The following is a 19,621-nucleotide window of genomic DNA, read 5'->3' as shown; positions in this document are numbered from 1 at the left end:
TCCGACGCGACGGACTCGCCGCCGAAGAACACGCCTTCCTGAACCCCGGCGAAGAACCCCGCACCCCGTTCGTCGCCCAGCAACTCGCCGGCGCCACCGGACCGGTCATCGCCGTCACCGACTACATGAAAGCCGTCCCGGACCAGATCTGCCAATTCATCCCCAACGAATTCGCCTCCCTCGGCGCCGACGGATTCGGATTCTCCGACACCCGCCAAGCCGCACGCCGCTTCTTCAAAAACGACACCCACTCCATCGTCGTGAAGACCCTGCAACTGCTCGCCCGCCGAGGCGAAGTCGACGCACAGGCTGCGGCCCAGGCAATCGAGAAGTACAGTCTCCTCGATGTCAACGCCGGCACCACCGGCGGGGCAGGCGGCGAAAGCTAAGCCTCCAGCGAAGCAAGACGAAGCCAGCAACATCTCGACGGCGGTCCGCACCGAAAGGTGCGGGCCGCCGTCGGGCTTTAAGATCCGGGCTTCAACGATCAACCCACAGCACCAATTGGCGCAGCAAGCGCGTGACGCGCACCAAACGCAGTTGTAGCCTTCGCACAAATGGAGCTTGTGGATGATGCGCCGTATGCTCAAGGAATGGCAGAGCCGATTCAAACCCCCGCGAAACGCAAAGCGGCCGCGCGGACAGTAACACCGGAAAAGGCGGAGACTCTCAAGCGGCTCCGCGCCAATGTGGGGCAACTGTCCACCACCACCATGCGGAAGCTCGAGAAATCACTGCCTTGGTACAGCCGGCTGAGCTCCGACGAACGCTCAGCGTTGGGCCTGGTTGCCCAAAACGGAATCGCGGCCTTTGTGACGTGGTACGAACGGCCGAGCTCGCCGTCCTGGATCCTGACGGACGTCTTCGGGAACGCTCCCACCGAGCTGACCCGCTCCATCAGCCTGCAAAAGGCCCTCCAGCTGATCCGGATCGTCGTCGAGGTGGTGGAGGACCAGGTCCCTGTGATCGCACCCGAAGCCGACCAACCCTCCTTGCGCGAAGCAGTCCTGCGTTATTCGCGGGAAGTGGCATTCGCCGCCGCGGATGTCTATGCCCGCGCCGCCGAGTCCCGCGGTTCCTGGGACACGAGGCTCGAAGCCCTGATTGTGGACGCCATCCTCCGTGGCGAGAATACCGACGCCCTTCGTTCCCGCATCGCGGCCCTCGGCTGGAAGGCCCAGGAGCGATTCACGGTGATGGTGGGAAACTCGCCGTCGGAACCAAGCGCAAGCTATGTGAGCGAGTTGCGCCGGACCGCCGGACGCTATTCGGAAGACGCCCTGGTTGGAATCCAGGGCGACCGCCTGATCCTGATTCTGGGTGGCGTGCAAGACCGCGACACCGCGTATCTGAGACTCAGCGAACTTTTCGCCCCGGGCGCGGTTGTCTACGGACCCGAGGCCAGTTCCCTGTTGGAGGCAAGCAGCTCTGCCCAGGCAGCCTTTGCCGGGCTCACCGCCGCCAAGGCTTGGCCTTCGGCTCCGCGACCGGTAGCCGCGGACGACCTCCTCCCGGAACGCGTAGTCTCGGGTGACGACGCCGCACGCCGTTCCCTCATCAAGAACATTTACCGGCCGCTGCTGGCCGCTTCCAACGGCCTTGTTGAAACCCTCGGCACTTATCTGGAACTTGGCCATTCCCTCGAAGCAACTGCCCGCGAGTTGTTCGTCCACGCAAACACCGTGCGGTATCGTCTCAAGCGCGTCTGCGACGTCACAGGGTGGGACCCGCTCCTCCCGCGGGAGGCTTTCGTGCTCCAAACCGCGTTGGTTGTGGGCAGGCTTTCGGCCCAGCCAAAGGCGACGTCGGAGCGTCACGGTACCCGATCCGCGGGTTGAACCGTTGTAGACTTCCTACAAACTGACCCAGTGAGCTTGGTGTACGCAAACACCAGTAGTTCACGCGGCAATTTGGAAAGCTGGTTACGTGCTTGCAATCGTCTGCCCTGGACAGGGCTCCCAGACCCCTGGATTTTTGGCCCCTTGGCTGGAGCTCCCTTCCGTAGAAGGCCATTTGGCCTCCCTGAGCGAAATCGCAGGCATCGACCTCAAGGCCCACGGCACCACCTCCGATGAAGAAGCCATCAAGGACACCGCCGTCGCGCAGCCCTTGATCGTCGCCGCAGGGCTCGTGGCAGCGAAATCGCTGTTCGACGTCGAACTCAGTACCCTCCCGATCGTCCTTGCCGGCCACTCGGTCGGGGAGATCACGGCCTCGGCGCTTGCGGGTGTCCTAAGCGAGGCCGAAGCCATGACGTTTGTGCGCGAGCGTGCCAACAGCATGGCCGCTGCCGCCGCGGTCACCCCCACCGGCATGAGTGCCGTCGTCGGCGGCGATCCGGCCGAGGTGCTGTCTGCAATTGAGGCGGCCGGCGCAACTCCCGCGAACGTCAATGGAGCGGGCCAGACCGTTGCGGCAGGCACGTTCGAACAGCTCCAGGCACTTGCTGACAACCCTCCGGCCAAAGCCAGGGTCATCCCGCTGAAGGTTGCCGGTGCGTTCCACACATCACACATGGCTCCGGCCGTGAGCGCGCTTGAAGCATTGCGGCGATCCCTCAAGCCGCAGGCTCCCACGGTTCCCCTGCTCTCGAACTTCGACGGCCAGGAGGTCACGGACGGCAGTGCCGCCGTCGAAAGCCTGATCGCCCAGGTTTCGCGCCCGGTGCGTTGGGACCTGTGCATGGAGAACCTGGTCCGGCGCGGAGTCACCGGACTCATCGAGCTGGCGCCGGCCGGCACCCTGGCCGGCCTCGCCAAGCGCGGCATGCCAGGCGTGAAGACCGTTGCCGTCAAGACCCCGGATGATTTGTCCGCCGCACTTGCACTCTTCGCGGAATTGGAGGGAGACGCATGAGCACCCCCGTACTCAAGCAGGCATCGAGGAACGAATACTCACGCGTTGTCGGCATCGGGGCATACCGCCCGGACATCATCGTCACCAACGACGACGTCTGCCAGTGGATCGATTCGTCGGACGAATGGATCCGCCAACGCACGGGTATCGTGACCCGCCACCGCGCCGCAGCCAATGTCAGCGTCATCGACATGGCCGAGGGAGCTGCCCGCGAGGCGCTCAAGCAGGCCGGCATTGAGGCTTCCCAGCTGGGCGCCGTCATCGTCTCCACCGTCACGCACCCGTATGCCACGCCGTCCGCGGCTGCCGCCCTCACCGACCGTTTGGGCGCCACCCCGGCACCGGCCTTCGACATCTCCGCGGCATGCGCAGGCTACTGCTACGGCATTGCCCAGGGCGATGCCTTGGTCCGATCGGGCGCGGCTGAATACGTCCTGGTGGTCGGAGCCGAGAAGCTCTCCGACGTCATCGACAACCATGAGCGAACCATTTCCTTCCTTCTTGGCGATGGTGCCGGCGCCGTGGTCATCGGCCCGTCCGATACACCCGGCATTGCCCCGTCTGTCTGGGGATCCGATGGCAGCAAGTGGAACGCGATCGGCATGACGCATTCCCTCGACGAAGTCCGCAACCTGGGCGAGTCTGCCCGCCATTCGGACGAATCCGACGATCAGGCCATTATTTCCGCAGCGCAGGATGTCTGGCCGACCCTCCGCCAGGACGGCCAGACGGTCTTCCGTTGGGCTGTTTGGGAAATGGCGAAGGTTGCCCAGCAAGCCCTCGACGCCGCAGGAATTGAAGCCTCGGATCTGGCAGCGTTTGTCCCCCACCAGGCGAACATGCGGATCATCGATGAAATGGTCAAGAAGCTCAAACTTCCCGAAACCGTGGTGGTTGCACGGGACATCGCTGATGCGGGAAACACTTCTGCCGCCTCCATTCCACTGGCCACGCACCGACTCCTCAAGGAGAACCCTGCGCTCAGCGGTGGCCTTGCCCTGCAGATCGGCTTCGGTGCCGGTCTTGTGTTTGGTGCCCAGGTAATCGTTCTTCCGTAGTTTCGGACCGCGCCTACCTTTCAATTGAATAGTGCTTTGAAACCCAAGCCGTAACCGCGGTTTGCCCCCATTTCCGGCAATAGCCGGCACAACAAGAAAAGGAGCCAACAATGGCTAGCAACGAAGAAATCCTGGCCGGCCTGGCTGAAATCGTGAACGAAGAGACCGGCCTCGCCACTGAAGCCGTGGAGCTGGACAAGTCCTTCACCGAGGACCTGGACATCGACTCCATCTCCATGATGACCATCGTCGTCAACGCTGAAGAGAAGTTCGGCGTCCGCATCCCGGACGAAGAGGTCAAGAACCTCAAGACTGTCGGCGACGCCGTCAACTTCATCTCGAACGCACAGGTCTAGCCTGGCCTCAACTGTGCCGGACTTCGGGTGCGCCCTGTTGCATCCGAAGCCCGGCACAGCTGCTTTATCTCCCAAAGTTTTTTCCTGCCTCCCCAGTGAGAACAGCACGTGGGTGGGCTGATCCGACAGAGAGTGATCGCATGGCACGCAAAGTAGTCATAACCGGTCTGGGCGCCACAACGCCCATCGGCGGCGACGTCCCCACGATGTGGAAGAACGCGCTCAAAGGGGTCTCCGGTGCCCACACACTCGAGGACGAGTGGGTTGCCAAGTATGACCTTCCGGTCCACTTTGCCGCCCGGTGCTCGACGCCGGCCCTTGAGGTTCTGAGCCGCGTTGAAGCCAAGCGCATGGACCCGTCCACGCAGTTCGGTGTCATTGCTGCCCGCGAGGCCTGGGCAGACTCCGGTATCACCGAAATCGACCACGATCGCCTTGCTGTGGCTTTCGCCACCGGCATCGGCGGCGTCTGGACGCTCCTGGACGCTTGGGACACGCTGAGGGAAAAGGGCCCCCGCCGGGTTCTGCCCATGACGGTCCCCATGCTCATGCCGAACGGCGTCGCCGCTGCGGTCAGCCTTGACCTGGGTGCCCGCGCCGGTGCGCACACACCCGTTTCTGCTTGCGCTTCCGGCACCGAAGCCTTGCACCTCGGCCTGGACCTCATCCGCTCAGGCAAGGCCGACGTCGTCGTGTGCGGTGGTGCCGAAGCCGCCATCCACCCGATGCCCCTCGCCGCGTTTTCCTCGATGCAGGCCCTCTCCCGCCGCAATGACGATCCCGAGCACGCTTCGCGGCCGTACGACCGCGACCGCGACGGCTTCGTCATGGGTGAAGGCGCCGGCGCCCTGGTCCTGGAAGCCGAAGAGCACGCGATCGCCCGCGGTGCGCGCATCTACGCTGAGCTCGCCGGTACTTCGGTCACAGCCGACGCCTACCACATCACGGCACCGGACCCGGAAGGCCTGGGCGCTACCCGCGCTTTGAAGGCTGCCATGTTCGATGGCCGCATCCAGGCCGAGGACGTCGTGCACGTCAACGCCCATGCCACCTCGACGCCTGTCGGTGACAAGCCCGAGTACACGGCGCTCCGTGCCGCACTGGGCGCCCACGTCGACAATGTGGCAGTCTCTGCCACCAAGTCGCAGATGGGCCACCTGTTGGGCGCTTCAGGGGCCGTAGAAGCGGTGCTCACGGTTCTGGCCGTCTACGAACGCCAGGCTCCGTTGACCATCAACCTTGAGAACCAGGATCCGGAGATCCCGCTCGACGTCGTCACTTCGGCACGCACTTTGCCCGCCGGCGACATCGTCGCTTTGAGCAACTCCTTCGGTTTCGGCGGCCACAACGCCGTCATCGCCATCCGCAACGTCTGACAGTCGCTGCAGTTTCGAGGCACAAGCCAGGCACAAGAGGAGGGCCCCACCGCGTGGGGCCCTCCTCTTTGCTATGGAAACTGTCTCGGTACTTTGTTGCCTAACCGACTTGGTGCAGCCAGCGCACGGGGGCGCCTTCAGCGGCATGCCGGAAGGGCTCGAGCTCTTCGTCCCAGGCCTCGCCGAGCGCCAAGGAAAGCTCATGGTAGACGGCGGCAGGATCTCCCGCCCCCGACTCGTAGGCGTAGCGGATGCGGTCTTCAGTCACCATGATGTTGCCGTGGACATCGGTGACGGCATGGAAAATACCCAGCTCCGGTGTGTGCGACCAACGCGCGCCGTCCACGCCTTGGCTCGGCTCCTCCGTGACTTCGTAGCGAAGGTGTGCCCACCCACGCAGCGCCGAAGCCAATTGGGCACCCGTTCCAGGGACTCCCGCCCAGGAGAGCTCGGCGCGGAACATTCCGGGCGCGGCAGGTTGAGGGGTCCACTCAAGATCGGTCCGCTTGTCAACGACCGATCCGATGGCCCACTCAACGTGAGGGCACAACGCGGTAGGGGCCGAATGCACAAACAAGACACCGCGGGTTATTGCAACAGACATTCCATCCTCCATAGCTGTAGGTACGTCTTCCCCAACGACCTCTGCCTGGATGAAATTATGCTGCGCGGGTGCCGCGCCGTTCCGGTTTCCCTACCTATCTATGATTTTTTCCGCAGCGGAAGAACATTCAAGTTTAGGTTGAAAGTTCCCCCACAATGCTTTCATTTTGCCGTACCGACCGGAATTACGCCAGTGCGATTCGCGGACGGGCGGATTTCCTCCCTCGGGACTCCTCGAAGTGTCGCACGGTTTCGGGTCCTTAAGCACGGGGGTGGGCTTGTTGATAGCTCTTGCGAAGCCGGTCCACCGACACATGGGTGTAAATCTGGGTTGTTGCGAGGCTGCTGTGTCCCAGAATTTCCTGCACAGCACGCAGGTCCGCCCCGCCGTCGAGCAAATGGGTGGCGGCAGTGTGGCGCAAGGCGTGGGGTCCGGTTGCCGCGGTATCCCCCAAGGCTGCCAGAAGGTCGTTGACGACGCTGCGGGCCTGGCGCTGATCGATGCGGTTGCCCCTTGAACTGAGAAAGAGCGCCGGTCCGCTACGCTCGTTTGCGAGCCGTGGACGGCCGCGGCGGAGCCAGTCGTCGACGGCGAGCGCAGCCGGGACCCCATAGGGCACCGTGCGTTCCTTGTTGCCTTTGCCGAGCACGCGAAGAGTTCGCCGATCCGAATCGAGATCATCGATGTCCAAGCCGGCGAGCTCGCCGACACGGATCCCCGTGGCGTAGAGCAATTCGACGACGGCGCGGTTTCTCAACGGCATCGGAGAGCCATCTGAAGCTGCCTCTGAAAGGTTTTCGAAAATCCTAGAGACCTGCTGTTGGTGAAGGACTCCAGGGAGCGTGTGGTCCCGTTTGGGGGCTTGGAGGCGGATGGCAGGGTCTGAGGCGATGAGTTCTTCCCGCAGGGCCCAGGAGGTGAATGCGCGGGCCGTCGCGGCATGCCGGGCGAGTGTTGCCCTGGACTTGCCGGATTCGCTTTGTGCCCCCAGCCAACGCCGGAGGGTGCCGAGTTCCAGATCTGCGAGCTGCCCTACGCCCTCCGCCACAGCGAAGCGCAGCAGGCTCTCGACGTCTGCGATGTACGCCCTCACCGTGTGGGCGGACCTGGCCCGTTCGCCCTCAAGGTACCGCCTGAAGTCCCGAACGGGCCCGGCGAATGCTTCGGGGAGCGGATTCTCTTGCACCCTTCCACTGTGCCAGCCGCGGGGCCCGGTAGTTGGCATCGCCACGTTCGGCCATCTTCACCTATGGGCGATGGACCTGTACATCCTGTCGTACTGCCACAGGAGCAACCCCTGCCAGACCGCGAAAAGAACCCAAAGCCATACCGGGCCAGGGCCGCCTTGGACGAACAAGACGGCTCCCACGATCAGAAAGAGACCGATTTGCTGTCCAATCACGAACCTCGCGGGCTGCGCCCTTGACTTCATAGTCACTTCGGCTCCTTTCCTGAAACGACGGAAGGACGGTCCCCCATATCGCCCTAGTGACGCTACGCCAACTTCCAGTTAACTGATAGTCGACCGTCAATTAGGTTGCGAATTTGAGACCTCGAACCAGGCTCAGCCTGCCATCCAGTCCCAAACTCAACCCTGCTTCCCCGACCTTTTCCACGCGCCGCTCACTGATACCGCCAAGCCCAACAGGCCAAGGCGCCCAAGACCTGCCCTGACGGACTCGGGGCTGAGTCCTGCCACGACCGCGAGCTTCTCCACCGAGCTCGTCGAACGGACGGGCAAGGCGTCGAGCAGAATCAGGTCCTCGAGGGTGAGTCCGTCGTGGTCTGAGGCAGCCGTTTCCTTTTCCCCGACGAGCGACTCACCGCTCGACCCCGCCAGTTCAGCGATCTCTCCGACGTCCGTGACGCAGACGGCTCCGCCATCCCTGAGGAGCCGATGGCAGCCGGCAGAGTTGGCGCTGTGGATGGACCCCGGGACCGCGGCGACCGACCTGCCGATGGATTCAGCATGATGGGCCGTATTCAGGGCACCCGAACGCCACCGCGCTTCCACCACCACCGTCACGGCTGCCAAGGCGGCGATAATCCTGTTCCGCTGGAGGAACCGGTAACGAGTGGGCGCCGAGCCCGGAGGAACCTCCGCGATGACCGCCCCTTGGTTTGCCACGGCACGCAGCAGATCCTCATTTCCGGAGGGATAGTATCGGTCAACTCCCCCTGCCATCACTGCGATGGTCGGCATGTCGTTTGTCACCCCGGCCAAGGCCCCGCGGTGTGCATGTGCGTCGATCCCGTAGGCCCCCCCGGACACGACCGTGAAGCCGCGCTGACCCAGCCCGTAGGCGAAATCACCCGTTACCGAGGCCCCGTAGCTTGTGCTGTCCCGTGAGCCGACAAGGGCGACGACCCGCCGTACGGGTGGGAACTCCAATTCGTGCCCGCGCCACCACAAACACAACGGCTCATGAAGGCCCAGGTCTGCCAACTGCGTGGGCCACAGCGGGTCGCCAGGGATGATCATGCGGCCACCTAGGCGTTGCATGGTGGCAAGGTCCCGTTCCGGGGCAAGGTCCGGGATCCGTGGCGCCCACCGGCGCAACGCAGCGGCCAATCCGGCCCCGGCGGAAGATACCCCGCTGTCCGCCAACAAGGAAGCCACTTCCTGCTCAAGCCCGGGTCCGGGAGCGAGCTCGCCGATCGCTATTCTGAGGCCGTCAACGGCCCCGGAAGCCTGGACCAGCGCGAGCCCGGCCGCATCTTGCGGTTCCATCAGCCGTGATAGCGCTGCCCGGGCAAGTCGTTCCCTGCTCCGGTCCGGAGCGTCAGAGGTTAGCTGCTGGCCGTGTTCAGTCATGGCGTGTCCTTTCATGCGGCCGCAACCGCCTGCCGCAAGCCGAGGGCCTGCCCGATGTCGTCGCTGTGGGGTTTGTCCCTGTGGCCCAGGTCCGCAAGGGTCCATGCGAGGCGCAGGACGCGGTCGTAGCCCCTCGCGGTGAGGATTCCACGCTCCAGGGAAGCGTCAAGAATCTTCGTGGTCGCGGAAGGGAGTCGCAGTTCGCCGCGCAGTACACGCCCGGGAACCTGCGAGTTGGTTTCCATGCCGAAACTCCCCAGGCGTTCACGTTGCCGTGACCGGGCGGCATGGACCCTCCTGGCGACCGTGGCTGTGTCCTCCTCCGCGCCGGATTGCCCAAAGTCCGCGAGGGATACACGTTCCACCTGGAGCTGGATGTCCACTCTGTCCAGCAAGGGCCCGGACATGCGCCCGAAGTAGCGGCGCCGCATCACCGGAGTGCAGGTGCAGTCGACTCCCTTCCCCGTGGCCTTCCCGCAAGGGCAAGGATTCGCCGCGAGGACCAGCTGGAAACGGGCCGGATATGCAGCGGTGCCGGCGGAGCGGTGAATGACCAGTTCTCCACTCTCCAGAGGTTGCCGCAGGGCGTCCAGGACCCGGCGTTCGTACTCGGGTGCCTCGTCCAGGAACAAGACGCCACGGTGCGCCCGTGAGGCCGCCCCGGGCCGCGGCAGGCCGGAACCACCGCCGATGATTGCTGCGGCGGTCGCACTGTGATGGGGATTCTCAAAGGGCGGGCGGCGCAAGAGTTGTACCGAGTCGACATGGACGGCCGAAAGCGAATGGATCGCCGTGACTTCCATGGCTTCCCGGTCCCCTAAATCCGGCAAGAGTCCCGGGAGCCGCTCGGCAAGCATCGTCTTGCCCGCACCGGGAGGACCGCAAAGCAGCACATGATGTGCCCCGGCCGCGGCAACCTCCAAAGCACGGCGGGCATCGCCCTGCCCCGAGACATCACAAAGATCCGGAACAACCGCGGCTCCGACGTCCTGATCCCCCGCAACGTCACCGTCGGCCGGGTCATAATCCAGGGCCAGGTCCTGCGGATCGGCCCCGAGATCAAACGCAATTCGGGCCAGGGTCTTGTAGCCACGAACCACCGCCCCGGGAACCAACTCTGCCTCGGCGACGTTGGCCTGGGCCACAACAATCTCGGGGTGGCCTGCCTGAACAGCCGCCATGACCGCCGGCAAGATGCCGCGAACCGGCCTCAACCGGCCATCCAGTCCCAACTCGGAGATGAAGACCGTGCCTTCGGTGGAACGGATATCACCAGCAGCGCGCAACACTGCCATGGTGATCGCGAGGTCGAAACCCGAGCCACGCTTCGGCAGCGAGGCCGGAATCAGGTTTGCAGTGATCTTTCGACGACTCAACGGAATGCCGGAATTCTGCGCCGCGGAACGAATGCGCTCCTTCGCTTCGTTCAGGGAAGCATCCGGAAGCCCCAGGATCACGAAATTGGGGAGCGTTTGGCCGATATCTGCTTCGACCTCCACGATGTAGCCATTCAAGCCCAGCAGCGCAACAGAGTAGCTACGGCCCACGCCCATCTAGCCCACACCCCTGAGGTGTTCGAGCTGTGGCTCGCCCACGCCGTCGTCGACGATTCCCACGACATCCACCCGGCGGCGCGCGGCGCGATGCTCGTGATCACGGCACCAGGAAATGGCCAGACGATGGAGCCGGGCGAGTTTGGCGGCGCCGACCGCTTCGAATGGGTGCCCGTAGGCCAGGTTCTTCCGGGTCTTGACCTCGGCAATCACCAAGGTGTCGCCGTCGAGCGCCACGATGTCGATCTCGCCCTCGGAACATCTCCAATTGCGGTCCACAATCCGCATTCCCTGCGTTTCAAGGAAGGCTACGGCCAACGTTTCACCGTGCCGGCCCAGCAAGTCTTTGGCTTTCATGACCACCTCCGCTTTCAGCCTGGAGGAGCGGAGAATCCGAAGACAGGGGGCAGTTTGGCTATGTGGGAAACTCCGTCAGTCAGACGGTGTGGAGGAGAAGTTGCCGGGCTATCCTAGTTGCCCAGGTTGCCCAAATCGCCTAGGTCGCCGTCCTTGGGCAGGGAAAGTTCCTCGTTGCGAGGAAGTTCTTCGACGTTGACGTCCTTGAACGTAATGACCCGGACATTCTTCACGAAACGCGCCGAACGGTAGACGTCCCAAACCCAGGCGTCCTGGAGGGTGAGGTCGAAATAGACCTCGCCGTCGGCACTGCGTGCCTGCAGGTCAACGTGGTTTGCAAGATAGAACCGGCGTTCGGTCTCGACAACGTAGCTGAACAAACCAACGACGTCGCGGTATTCGCGGTAGAGCTGCAGCTCCATGTCGGTTTCGTAGTTCTCAAGATCCTCGGCACTCATAGATCCATCTTGCACCATAGAGGGCGCACACGCCGCCACGGTTGGGCGGACGGCAGCCAGGACCAGGAAAAGCGGAGGCTAGACCAGGTTCCAGCTGGTCCGGTGGTACGGCGTGGGACCCAACGATCTGATGGCATCGCGGTGGAAAGACGTGGCGTAACCCTTGTTCTCGTTCCAGCCGAAAGCTGGATATTCCTCGTGCAGCTCAATCATGATGCGGTCCCTGGCCACCTTGGCCAGTACACTTGCGGCCGCCACGCTGAGGCAGCTCATGTCCGCTTTCACCCGGGTGTGCACCGGGGCCTGACAAGCAGGACCAACCATCTCGACGTCGAACAAGGACCCCTGGGTCTGGGGCGAGAGCCAGTTGTGGCTCCCATCCAGCAGGACGAGGTCCGGATGCACGCCCGAGGCGAGAATCTCGAACCAGGCGCGTGTTCCGGCGAGGCGCAGGGCGCCCACAATGCCCAGCGCATCGATCTCCGCTGAACTTGCATGGCCCACTGCGGAGCCAACCGCCCATTCGCGTACCAGCGGTTCCAACCGCTCGCGGTCCTCGGGCTTGAGAAGCTTGCTGTCGCGGACATCGGCGAGCAGGCCGTGGTCACGGAGATCGACGACGGCGATCCCCACCGACACCGGCCCGGCGAGAGCTCCGCGGCCTACTTCGTCGACACCGGCCAGAAGCGTGACCCCCGGAGACAGGAACCCCCGTTCGACGTCCAGGGTCGGAAAATCCGGAGCGTGCTTGGTCCGCGCAGCGGGTTTCCGCTGCGCTCGAACCGGAGCTGCCGCTCCTGTCCCCGCTGGAACCATCATTTGCCTGCTGGAGCCGTTGGTGAAGCCGTGTTCTGGGGCGACGGCGCGGGAACGTTTCGGAAGACCTCTGAGTGGTTGTCAAGGATCTGCCAACGGTTGATGGGCCAGGCAATGACCGTCGCTTTGCCCTCGACGTCGGAGATGTCGATAAAACCACCATTGACGGATTGGTGTTCACGGGAGTCGGCGGAGTTGTTACGGTTGTCGCCCATAACCCAAATTTTGCCCGCAGGGACCACCACATCGAAAGACTTGGCCATGGGAACCTGGGCAGGATTGATGTAGTTCTCGTTGAGGACCGTTCCATTGACGCTGACCCGTGCTGAACTGTCACAGCAGGAAATCCTGTCCCCCGGCAGGCCGATCACGCGCTTGACGAGGTGCTGATTGGTCTCGTCCGGAAGCAGTCCGACGAAGACGAGACCGTCCTGGAACCATTTGAAGGGCCCGGGGGTCGCCTTCTGCGTGGGCGGCAGCCATCCCTGGGCGTCCTTGAAGACCACGATGTCGCCGCGCTCCAGTGCGAAGGGTTGCGGGACCAGCAGATTAACGAAGATCCGGTCGTCAACGTCAAGGGTGTTGACCATGGACTCCGAGGGAATGAAGAAAGCACGGAACAGGAAGGTCTTGATCAGGAAGGACAAGACGATCGCGATGACCACCACCGTGCCGATCTCCCTGAGCCAGCCGAGGAACGGACTGCCGTGGGTTTTGGCGGCAGGTTCGGACTGATCGCTTTCGCCCGGTTCCATCCGGGAATCCCGCCGTGCAGCGCGGCGCGGAGACTCCTGTTCCGCAGGCTGGACCGCCGTCGACCCGGTCGCGCTCCCCGGTGCCGGATCGGCCTCGTCCGCTGAAAGATCCGTGGCGGGAGCAGACGGTCCGTCCAGGGGCCTGGCGTCACCGTCGTGCCGTTCCGGCTTCCCGGGAGTTGTCTCGGGCATCTATTGTCCGTTCTTCGAGGTTGTACCGGCCTGCGCAGGGCGAGGCAGTTCTGCAAATCTATCAAGCGGCCAGATAATCCGGACCGGACGCCCGATGACACGCTCCAGCGGCACCATTCCTCCGCCGGGTGCACCCAGAAGGCTGCGCGAATCGGCCGATCGTGAACGGTGGTCCCCCATGAGCCACAATCGGTCACTCGGAACGACGACGTCGAACCTCTGCTCGCTCGGCGTGTCGCCGGGATACAGATAGGGTTCCTCAAGCGGCTGACCGTTGACTGTGAGTTTGCCATCGGTGCCACAACAAACGACGTGGTCGCCGGGAAGCCCGATGACGCGCTTGACGTATGTCGTGTCGCTTCCCGTCAGGCCCAGCCAGTGGCCGGCGGCGGCCACTGCGTCGGCGAACGGCCCTTTGCCGCTGTTCAGCGGAGCAAAGGTTCCCCTGCCGTCGAAGACCACGATGTCTCCACGGCGAAAAGGGCCTGCGGCGAAATCAGTCCGGGACACAAGGATGCGGTCTCCGGTGCCCAGGATCGGCTCCATGGACTCAGAGGGTATGAAGTAGACGTCGAGCCACAACGACCGGACAAGCCCACTGATAGCAACGGCCAGGACAAGTGCGAGCAAAACAAAACGCCAGCCCTGTTTCCGGGGCTGGCGTTTTGCGTGGTCCATGATTCGTTTCCTGTTGCGTTGCGGATTTCTCCGGCGCAGGCCGGACACGAATCCAGGACCCGCTGTTGGTCGAAAGACCTACTTGCCGGTGGCGAAGTCGCGCTTTTCCTTGATCTTCGCAGCCTTGCCGCGCAGTGCGCGCATGTAGTAGAGCTTGGCGCGGCGGACGTCACCCTTGGTGACGACCTCGATCTTGTCGATGATCGGGGAGTGCACCGGGAAGGTACGCTCTACGCCGACACCGAAGGAGACCTTGCGGACCGTGAAGGTTTCGCGAACGCCGTCACCCTGGCGGCCCAGGACGAAGCCCTGGAAAACCTGGACACGGGAGTTCTTGCCTTCGATGATGTTCACGTGAACCTTGATGGTGTCACCCGCGCGGAACTCGGGAACATCGTTACGCAGCGAAGCTGCATCTACGTTATCGAGGATATGCATTAATCCACTCCTGGTGAACGCCACAGGTCATCCACTTTGGGTCACGGCGGGCAAGCCGGGGCGCAAGGCCGTCCGGAAATTACCGCCGAAGATTTTCAAGTCCGGTACCGCCACTGATTGGCGGTTCCGGGTTGTCAGGCTGTTGGTGACGCTCCCCCTGTGGCAGGCGCGAACCCAGTAGACACAAGGGTTAATTCTGCCACAACCCGGGAGTTCCGGCCAATCCCGCGAATGCGGTCCGGTTGTTGCGCTCGAGCGGTGGATAAGACTGCCCGACGGCGGCGGGCTCAGTCCGGGAGGTCGGCGTCCGGGCGGCGCCGCAACCGGCCGTCGACGACGTCGTACCCGAGTTCCCCGAAAACGGTGCGGTCCGCACGTGTCAGGCGGCCGGCGTCGAACTCTTCGAGCAGGTCCGGGCGGCGTTCCGCCGTGCGCCGGAACTGTTCGTGGCGGCGCCACTGGGCGATCTTGCCGTGGTTGCCGCTCAGAAGGACGGCGGGCACGTCACGATCGCGCCATGACGAGGGTTTCGTGTAGACGGGGTACTCGAGCAAGCCGTCCGAATGGGATTCCTCCACCAACGATTCGGGATTGCCGACGACGCCCGGAAGCAATCGCCCAATGGCTTCGACCATGGCCAGGACTGCAACCTCGCCGCCGTTGAGGACGTAGTCGCCCAGACTGACCGGGCGGACGGTGAAGTGGCCTGCCGCCCATTCCATGACGCGCTCGTCGATGCCTTCATAGCGGCCGCAGGCGAAAACGAGCCGATCTTCCTCGGCGAGCTCATAGGCAAGGGCCTGGTTGAAGCGCTCCCCCGCGGGCGACGGGACGATCAGGACCGGCTTCGTCGTCGGAGCGTCCGATGAGCCATCGGTTACAACACTTCCGGCTTCAGCACTCGCCGCAGAGGCGATGGATTCCAAGGCCTGGGCCCAAGGCTCGGGTTTCATGACCATGCCCGCACCGCCACCGTACGGAGTGTCATCCACCGTGCGGTGCTTGTCCGTAGTGAAGGTCCTCAAGTCATGGACATTCAGCTCCAGAAGCCCATCCTGACGGGCCTTGCCTATGAGGGAAAGCTCGAGTGGCGCCAAGTACTCGGGAAAGATACTGACGACGTCGATGCGCATTTTAGGCGTCATCCTTGGTTTCAGCGTCGTCCTCTTCCGTATCGGAGGCGGAAGCATCGGTGTTCAGTTCGAAGAGGCCCTGCGGAGGGGTGAGCAGAACGTAGCCGTCCTCGACGTTGACCTCAGGCACGATCTCTTCGACGAATGGCACCAGGATTTCCTTGCCGTCAGCGTCTTTAATGACCAGCAGATCCTGGACGGGCATGGTGTTGAGTGCAGTCACTTTACCTACGACCTGCGAGCCGACACGGACCTCAAGACCGACAAGCTCGTGCTCGTACCAGCCTTCGTCGTCGTCCTCTTCCAGCTCTTCCGTCTCGATGAACAGCTTCGCGCCGCGGATTTCCTCTGCCTGGTTGCGCGTGGAGATCTCTTCGAAACCGAGCAACAGGATGTCCTTGTTCCACCGCGCGCTGGTGATGGTCAAGGGACCGGCCTTTGCGGGCTCCACCACAAATTCGGTCCCCGGGACAAAACGATCGCCGGGGGCATCGGTGAGCACCTGGACGGTGACTTCGCCGCGGATTCCGTGGGGCTTGCCGATTCGGGCAACCTGGAGCTGCATGGGGTTCCTCTGATTTCTTCGCTGGGCCGGCTTAGGGACCAAGGCTGGGGGTTTGCTCGTAAAACAATCCGGCCCCTCCACCATAATCTGGTGAAGGGGCCGGATTTAAGACAAGTATTGCTGAGCGCGTTACCGGCGACGGTCGGTGTCGACGACGTCGACCCGGACCTGCTCGCCGCCCGCCAATGCCGCAATCACAGTGCGCAAAGCGCGTGCAGTGCGACCTTGGCGGCCGATCACCCGTCCGAGGTCGTCCTGGTGAACACGCACCTCAAGGGATTCCCCGCGGCGGTTGTTCTTGGCACTGACCTTGACGTCCTCAGGGCTGTCAACGATCCCACGGACCAAGTGCTCGAGCGCTTCTGCCAGCAATTTACTCAGCCTCGGTGGTCTCTGCTTCAGCGTCAGCGGGAGCTTCAGTTGCTTCCGACTGCTTGGTCTTCTTGGTGATGGCTTCCGGGATGATGACGGAACCCTTCTCCGGTGCAACGAAAGCAGGCTTGGCGACCTTGGTCTTCAGCGTGCCTTCCTGGCCCGGGAGACCCTTGAACTTCTGCCAGTCACCAGTGATCTTGAGGATCGCGGCAACCTGCTCGGTCGGCTGGGCGCCGACAGACAGCCAGTACTGTGCACGCTCGGAGACGACCTCGATGTACGAGGGCTCTTCGGTGGGGTGGTACTTGCCGATTTCTTCAATCGCACGGCCATCGCGCTTGGCGCGGGAGTCCATGACGACGATGCGGTAGTACGGTGCGCGCATCTTACCGAAGCGCTTAAGGCGAATCTTTACGGCCACTTTTGTGGTCACTCCTGTTTCTGAAACGGGGTTGAGCCCGTCGTTCTGCACCCGTGGGGCGGGCCATACTTGAGGGTTCCAAGGACAAGATGCACACACGGAGAGAGGGGCCGTGCGGATCGAGTACCTGTCCATTGTGCCAGATGGCGGACAGTATTTCGAACGCGCGGTCCGTGCGGCCGGTTTACTGCGGGGTTACTCGCCCGCGGACCAGACGTAGAGACCGGCCCGCTCCGCCTTTTCGACGTCGCTCGCGAGGGCCGCCAACTGCTGGACGTACTGACGGGACTGTTGGGCATCAAAGGGCATGTCCTCTTGGGCCGCCCAGCTTTCGGCGACGTCGTCGAGGACGTTTCCCTCCCCTTCGGTCTCGTAGCTGAGGAGCTCGGACAGGGCGCGCACCATGGCTTCGGGGACGCCCAGCAAGGCGTCGCTGGTGACGTCCACCAAAGAAAGCTCATAGTCGGCCCCGCCTGCATGCACGGCGGTCCCGGCGAGGTCGCCGAGCTGTTCTACTTCGAAATCGCTGATTCCCGGGATCCGTACTGCGGCGCCGGATACGTCGCTGCCCTTCTCCAGGGCAGCGGCCCTCTTGAGTGCTTCATCGTGGGTGGCAACAAAGATTTCAGCAAAGCCCATGGAAAGTACTCTCATTCGTTCGTGCCAACGGAGCTGCGGCGCGGCGGCCGAAATGCGCCACACCGTCGGATCAAGCGTAGCGGACGGCGACCCGCAGCCGGTTGCGCCACGGGTCCTCGAAGCGCAGCTCCTGGCCCGTGTGGTGGGACGCAATACCGGCAACCTTGAGGCGGTCCGCGAGCGCGCCGACGTCGTCTCCTGACGGCACCTCGATGACAACCTCGCCGAGACCGAGTGTGTCCTTGCGCGGACCTGCACCGCGGCTGTTCCAGACGTTCATGGCCATGTGGTGGTGGTAGCCGCCCGCGGAGACAAACAAGGCCTGCCCGTGCCACCCGGCGGTCTGTTCGAAGCCCAGGGTGTCGACGTAGAAATCATGGGCGGTCCGCACGTCGCCCACCTGGAGGTGGACATGCCCGACGCCGGCGCCCGCCTCATGCTGGCCCGCCACCGCGGCTTCGCTCAGGTATTGCTGGAGATAGCGCTGCGGCGGGAGCGGCAGGCTGTCCATGACGACCGAACTGCCGTTCCACTCCCAGCCTTCGCGGGGTTTGTCGTAGTAGAGCTCAATGCCGTTACCCTCAGGGTCGGTGAAGTAGAAGGCCTCGCTGACCAGGTGGTCCGCACTGCCCACGAAGGCGTGGGGTTCGTACTGCGCGGCCGAGGCAACAGTTGCGGCGAGGGAGGATTGGTCTTCGAAGAGCAAGGCTGTGTGGAAGAGTCCAGCCTCTCCGCGACCCGGGATCTGGAGCCCGGAGGCCGGCGCGAGGTGCACCAGGGGCTTGCCGAGCCTGCCGAAGTAGAGTCCGCCATCCTGTTCGGCGACGACGTCCAGCCCCAGCGCCCGCTGGTAATAGTCGCCCATGAGCTTCATGTCCCCCACTTTGAGCATGACAGTACCCATGGTGAGTTCGGCAGGAAGGAGATCCTGGCTGGATGTGATGGTCATGTGAAACTCCCGGCTTTTTGTGGTGCCGCCCTTCGGCTACCTCTCTCTATCTAAATTACTTGAAGCTTCAATTTATTCCTAATGCCCGGCGTTCCTTGAAATGTGTCCCCTCAGCACGGTGCATCGCGGATTCAGCACCACCTCAAGGGACGCGCGGGGATCGTTTGCGTAGAGCACGACGTCGGCGCTGGCACCTTCGCTGATGCCGTCGGCCCCCAGCCACTCGCGTGTGGACCAGCAGGCGGCATCGAGGGCGGCGGCCGCCGGAAGGCCCGCGCGATGCAATTCCAGGATTTCCTCACCGATCCGGCCGTGCTTGATGACGCTGCCGGCGTCGGTCCCGGCGTACACCCGCACTCCGGCGTCGAATGCCTCGGCGACGCGTTCATGCCTGCGCTCCCACAGCCTGGTCATGTGGGCGGCGTATCGCGGGAACTTCGCTTCCGCCTGCTTCGCGATGTCCGGAAAGGTCGCAATGTTGATGAGGGTGGGGACAATCGGCACATCCTGGTCCAGCAGCCGGGGAATATGGTGCGGCAGGAGGCCGGTGGCGTGCTCGATGCAGTCGATGCCCGCGTCGAGCATGTCGTCGATAGTCCCTTCGGCGAAGCAATGGGCAGTTACCCTGGCTCCCTCGTCGTGTGCCGCGGCGACGGCGTCCTTGACGATGGCGGCCGGAAAGGACGGGCCGAGATCCCCGGCGGAGCGGTCGATCCAGTCCCCGACGATCTTGACCCAGCCGTCTCCGGACCGCGCCTGCTTGCGCACCGCCTCCGCCAGATCCTCCGGCTCGACTTCTTCGGCCAGCCCGGGGATGTAACGGCGTTGCCTCGCGATATGCCTGCCCGCGCGGATGATTCTGGGCATGTCCGTCCGGCGCTGCAGCCACCGCGTGTCGCTTGCGGATCCGGCGTCGCGGATCAGGAGCGTCCCGGCGTTCCGGTCCGCCGTCGCCTGCAGCCGCGCAGTCTCGTCGTCGACGGCACCGCCCTTGCCCAAGCCAACATGGCAGTGCGCGTCGACAAGGCCGGGCAGCACCCATCCGGCCAGGACGACGTCCGGTGCGGCAGCAGGCCGCAGGTACGTCAGCCGTCCGTCGACCGACCAGAGGCCGCGCCGTTCCTCCTCCGGCCCGGTGAGGACGGTGCCGCTGAATTCGATGATTTCCGCCATGATTCCACCCTAGACTCCGACGCCGTTGCCGGACCGGTCACATCTCTCCCAAGC

At 63.7% G+C, this 19,621-nt stretch carries 24 protein-coding genes; 6 read left to right on the top strand and 18 right to left on the bottom strand.

What is annotated here, in order from left to right; translation table 11 throughout:
- The 6 genes from AB4074_RS01825 to fabF form a co-directional block, all read left to right on the top strand.
- Positions 1-389 (top strand): transketolase-like TK C-terminal-containing protein (locus AB4074_RS01825; RefSeq protein WP_441411830.1); only part of this gene is annotated, 389 nt, incomplete at its 5' end.
- Between the two features lie 204 nt (positions 390-593).
- A complete protein-coding gene (locus AB4074_RS01820; protein ID WP_441411829.1) occupies positions 594-1,838 on the top strand; it encodes a PucR family transcriptional regulator in 1,245 nt (414 codons plus the stop codon).
- A gap of 88 nt (positions 1,839-1,926) precedes the next feature.
- Entirely contained in the window at positions 1,927-2,856 is a 930-nt protein-coding gene (locus tag AB4074_RS01815) for an ACP S-malonyltransferase (RefSeq protein WP_441411828.1), read from the top strand.
- Positions 2,853-3,914, top strand: a complete 1,062-nt coding sequence (locus AB4074_RS01810; RefSeq protein WP_441411827.1) for a beta-ketoacyl-ACP synthase III — start codon at positions 2,853-2,855, stop codon at positions 3,912-3,914. The genes AB4074_RS01815 and AB4074_RS01810 overlap by 4 nt, the downstream gene beginning before the upstream one ends.
- Before the next feature lie 110 nt (positions 3,915-4,024).
- Entirely contained in the window at positions 4,025-4,270 is a 246-nt protein-coding gene (locus AB4074_RS01805) for an acyl carrier protein (RefSeq protein ID WP_345449978.1), read from the top strand.
- 140 nt (positions 4,271-4,410) lie between these two features.
- Positions 4,411-5,646, top strand: a complete 1,236-nt coding sequence (fabF, locus tag AB4074_RS01800; protein ID WP_284751104.1) for a beta-ketoacyl-ACP synthase II — start codon at positions 4,411-4,413, stop codon at positions 5,644-5,646.
- 100 nt (positions 5,647-5,746) lie between these two features.
- Here the strand turns inward: fabF and AB4074_RS01795 are convergent, their stop codons facing one another.
- The 18 genes from AB4074_RS01795 to AB4074_RS01710 all read right to left on the bottom strand — a co-directional run bounded on the left by AB4074_RS01795 (position 5,747) and on the right by AB4074_RS01710 (position 19,567).
- A complete protein-coding gene (locus AB4074_RS01795) occupies positions 5,747-6,250 on the bottom strand; it encodes a DUF3145 domain-containing protein (protein ID WP_078108617.1) in 504 nt (167 codons plus the stop codon).
- A gap of 259 nt (positions 6,251-6,509) precedes the next feature.
- Positions 6,510-7,475: a tyrosine recombinase XerC gene (locus tag AB4074_RS01790; RefSeq protein ID WP_441411850.1), complete on the bottom strand. Its 966-nt coding sequence runs from the start codon at positions 7,473-7,475 to the stop codon at positions 6,510-6,512.
- An 18-nt stretch (positions 7,476-7,493) separates the two neighbouring features.
- The gene (locus tag AB4074_RS01785; RefSeq protein ID WP_441411826.1) at positions 7,494-7,688 is read right to left on the bottom strand and encodes a hypothetical protein; all 195 of its coding nucleotides are present in this window, start codon (positions 7,686-7,688) and stop codon (positions 7,494-7,496) included.
- Between the two features lie 150 nt (positions 7,689-7,838).
- Positions 7,839-9,065 (bottom strand): DNA-processing protein DprA, encoded by a 1,227-nt coding sequence (gene dprA, locus AB4074_RS01780; RefSeq protein WP_441411825.1) that lies wholly within the window; start codon positions 9,063-9,065, stop codon positions 7,839-7,841.
- 11 nt (positions 9,066-9,076) lie between these two features.
- On the bottom strand, positions 9,077-10,618 hold the full coding sequence (locus AB4074_RS01775; RefSeq protein WP_441411824.1) for a YifB family Mg chelatase-like AAA ATPase: 1,542 nt from the start codon (positions 10,616-10,618) through the stop codon (positions 9,077-9,079).
- On the bottom strand, positions 10,619-10,975 hold the full coding sequence (locus AB4074_RS01770) for a YraN family protein (protein WP_441411823.1): 357 nt from the start codon (positions 10,973-10,975) through the stop codon (positions 10,619-10,621). It lies immediately after the preceding gene.
- Positions 10,976-11,088: 113 nt separating this feature from the next.
- Entirely contained in the window at positions 11,089-11,433 is a 345-nt protein-coding gene (locus tag AB4074_RS01765) for a DUF2469 domain-containing protein (RefSeq protein WP_028267525.1), read from the bottom strand.
- A gap of 78 nt (positions 11,434-11,511) precedes the next feature.
- Positions 11,512-12,249: a ribonuclease HII gene (locus AB4074_RS01760; RefSeq protein ID WP_441411849.1), complete on the bottom strand. Its 738-nt coding sequence runs from the start codon at positions 12,247-12,249 to the stop codon at positions 11,512-11,514.
- Entirely contained in the window at positions 12,249-13,196 is a 948-nt protein-coding gene (gene lepB, locus AB4074_RS01755) for a signal peptidase I (protein ID WP_441411822.1), read from the bottom strand. Before lepB (AB4074_RS01755) ends, AB4074_RS01760 begins: the two co-directional genes overlap by 1 nt.
- Complete coding sequence (gene lepB, locus AB4074_RS01750) at positions 13,197-13,874, bottom strand: signal peptidase I (RefSeq protein ID WP_441411821.1); 678 nt, start codon at positions 13,872-13,874, stop codon at positions 13,197-13,199.
- Between the two features lie 78 nt (positions 13,875-13,952).
- Positions 13,953-14,312 carry a 50S ribosomal protein L19 gene (gene rplS, locus AB4074_RS01745; RefSeq protein WP_234752061.1) on the bottom strand — a complete coding sequence of 120 codons (360 nt, stop codon included), beginning with the start codon at positions 14,310-14,312 and terminating at the stop codon, positions 13,953-13,955.
- Positions 14,313-14,599: 287 nt separating this feature from the next.
- Positions 14,600-15,445 carry a tRNA (guanosine(37)-N1)-methyltransferase TrmD gene (trmD, locus tag AB4074_RS01740; protein ID WP_441411820.1) on the bottom strand — a complete coding sequence of 282 codons (846 nt, stop codon included), beginning with the start codon at positions 15,443-15,445 and terminating at the stop codon, positions 14,600-14,602.
- Position 15,446: 1 nt separating this feature from the next.
- Positions 15,447-16,010 carry a ribosome maturation factor RimM gene (gene rimM, locus AB4074_RS01735; RefSeq protein WP_441411819.1) on the bottom strand — a complete coding sequence of 188 codons (564 nt, stop codon included), beginning with the start codon at positions 16,008-16,010 and terminating at the stop codon, positions 15,447-15,449.
- 129 nt (positions 16,011-16,139) lie between these two features.
- On the bottom strand, positions 16,140-16,382 hold the full coding sequence (locus AB4074_RS01730; RefSeq protein WP_028267532.1) for an RNA-binding protein: 243 nt from the start codon (positions 16,380-16,382) through the stop codon (positions 16,140-16,142).
- A 1-nt stretch (position 16,383) separates the two neighbouring features.
- Positions 16,384-16,806 carry a 30S ribosomal protein S16 gene (rpsP, locus tag AB4074_RS01725; RefSeq protein WP_441411848.1) on the bottom strand — a complete coding sequence of 141 codons (423 nt, stop codon included), beginning with the start codon at positions 16,804-16,806 and terminating at the stop codon, positions 16,384-16,386.
- Positions 16,807-17,001: 195 nt separating this feature from the next.
- Positions 17,002-17,445, bottom strand: a complete 444-nt coding sequence (locus tag AB4074_RS01720) for a hypothetical protein (RefSeq protein ID WP_441411818.1) — start codon at positions 17,443-17,445, stop codon at positions 17,002-17,004.
- Between the two features lie 70 nt (positions 17,446-17,515).
- Positions 17,516-18,394 (bottom strand): VOC family protein, encoded by an 879-nt coding sequence (locus tag AB4074_RS01715; RefSeq protein ID WP_441411817.1) that lies wholly within the window; start codon positions 18,392-18,394, stop codon positions 17,516-17,518.
- Positions 18,395-18,472: 78 nt separating this feature from the next.
- Positions 18,473-19,567, bottom strand: a complete 1,095-nt coding sequence (locus tag AB4074_RS01710) for an amidohydrolase family protein (protein ID WP_441411816.1) — start codon at positions 19,565-19,567, stop codon at positions 18,473-18,475.
- Positions 19,568-19,621: the final 54 nt, after the last annotated feature.

This window comes from Arthrobacter sp. 2MCAF14 (assembly GCF_052115645.1).
Lineage (GTDB): Bacteria > Actinomycetota > Actinomycetes > Actinomycetales > Micrococcaceae > Arthrobacter.
This window is presented reverse-complemented; position numbering and strand designations above follow the sequence as displayed.

Bases quoted from the DNA above. Each gene is read 5' to 3' on its own strand.
- AB4074_RS01820 (WP_441411829.1), top strand. From the start codon at position 594: ATGGCAGAGCCGATTCAAACCCCCGCGAAACGCAAAGCGGCCGCGCGG.
- AB4074_RS01810 (WP_441411827.1), top strand. From the start codon at position 2,853: ATGAGCACCCCCGTACTCAAGCAGGCATCGAGGAACGAATACTCACGC.
- AB4074_RS01805 (WP_345449978.1), top strand. From the start codon at position 4,025: ATGGCTAGCAACGAAGAAATCCTGGCCGGCCTGGCTGAAATCGTGAAC.
- fabF (WP_284751104.1), top strand. From the start codon at position 4,411: ATGGCACGCAAAGTAGTCATAACCGGTCTGGGCGCCACAACGCCCATC.
- AB4074_RS01795 (WP_078108617.1), bottom strand. From the start codon at position 6,250: ATGTCTGTTGCAATAACCCGCGGTGTCTTGTTTGTGCATTCGGCCCCT.
- AB4074_RS01790 (WP_441411850.1), bottom strand. From the start codon at position 7,475: ATGCCAACTACCGGGCCCCGCGGCTGGCACAGTGGAAGGGTGCAAGAG.
- dprA (WP_441411825.1), bottom strand. From the start codon at position 9,065: ATGACTGAACACGGCCAGCAGCTAACCTCTGACGCTCCGGACCGGAGC.
- AB4074_RS01775 (WP_441411824.1), bottom strand. From the start codon at position 10,618: ATGGGCGTGGGCCGTAGCTACTCTGTTGCGCTGCTGGGCTTGAATGGC.
- AB4074_RS01770 (WP_441411823.1), bottom strand. From the start codon at position 10,975: ATGAAAGCCAAAGACTTGCTGGGCCGGCACGGTGAAACGTTGGCCGTA.
- AB4074_RS01765 (WP_028267525.1), bottom strand. From the start codon at position 11,433: ATGAGTGCCGAGGATCTTGAGAACTACGAAACCGACATGGAGCTGCAG.
- AB4074_RS01760 (WP_441411849.1), bottom strand. From the start codon at position 12,249: ATGGTTCCAGCGGGGACAGGAGCGGCAGCTCCGGTTCGAGCGCAGCGG.
- lepB (WP_441411822.1), bottom strand. From the start codon at position 13,196: ATGCCCGAGACAACTCCCGGGAAGCCGGAACGGCACGACGGTGACGCC.
- lepB (WP_441411821.1), bottom strand. From the start codon at position 13,874: ATGGACCACGCAAAACGCCAGCCCCGGAAACAGGGCTGGCGTTTTGTT.
- rplS (WP_234752061.1), bottom strand. From the start codon at position 14,312: ATGCATATCCTCGATAACGTAGATGCAGCTTCGCTGCGTAACGATGTT.
- trmD (WP_441411820.1), bottom strand. From the start codon at position 15,445: ATGCGCATCGACGTCGTCAGTATCTTTCCCGAGTACTTGGCGCCACTC.
- rimM (WP_441411819.1), bottom strand. From the start codon at position 16,010: ATGCAGCTCCAGGTTGCCCGAATCGGCAAGCCCCACGGAATCCGCGGC.
- AB4074_RS01720 (WP_441411818.1), bottom strand. From the start codon at position 17,445: ATGGGCTTTGCTGAAATCTTTGTTGCCACCCACGATGAAGCACTCAAG.
- AB4074_RS01715 (WP_441411817.1), bottom strand. From the start codon at position 18,394: ATGACCATCACATCCAGCCAGGATCTCCTTCCTGCCGAACTCACCATG.
- AB4074_RS01710 (WP_441411816.1), bottom strand. From the start codon at position 19,567: ATGGCGGAAATCATCGAATTCAGCGGCACCGTCCTCACCGGGCCGGAG.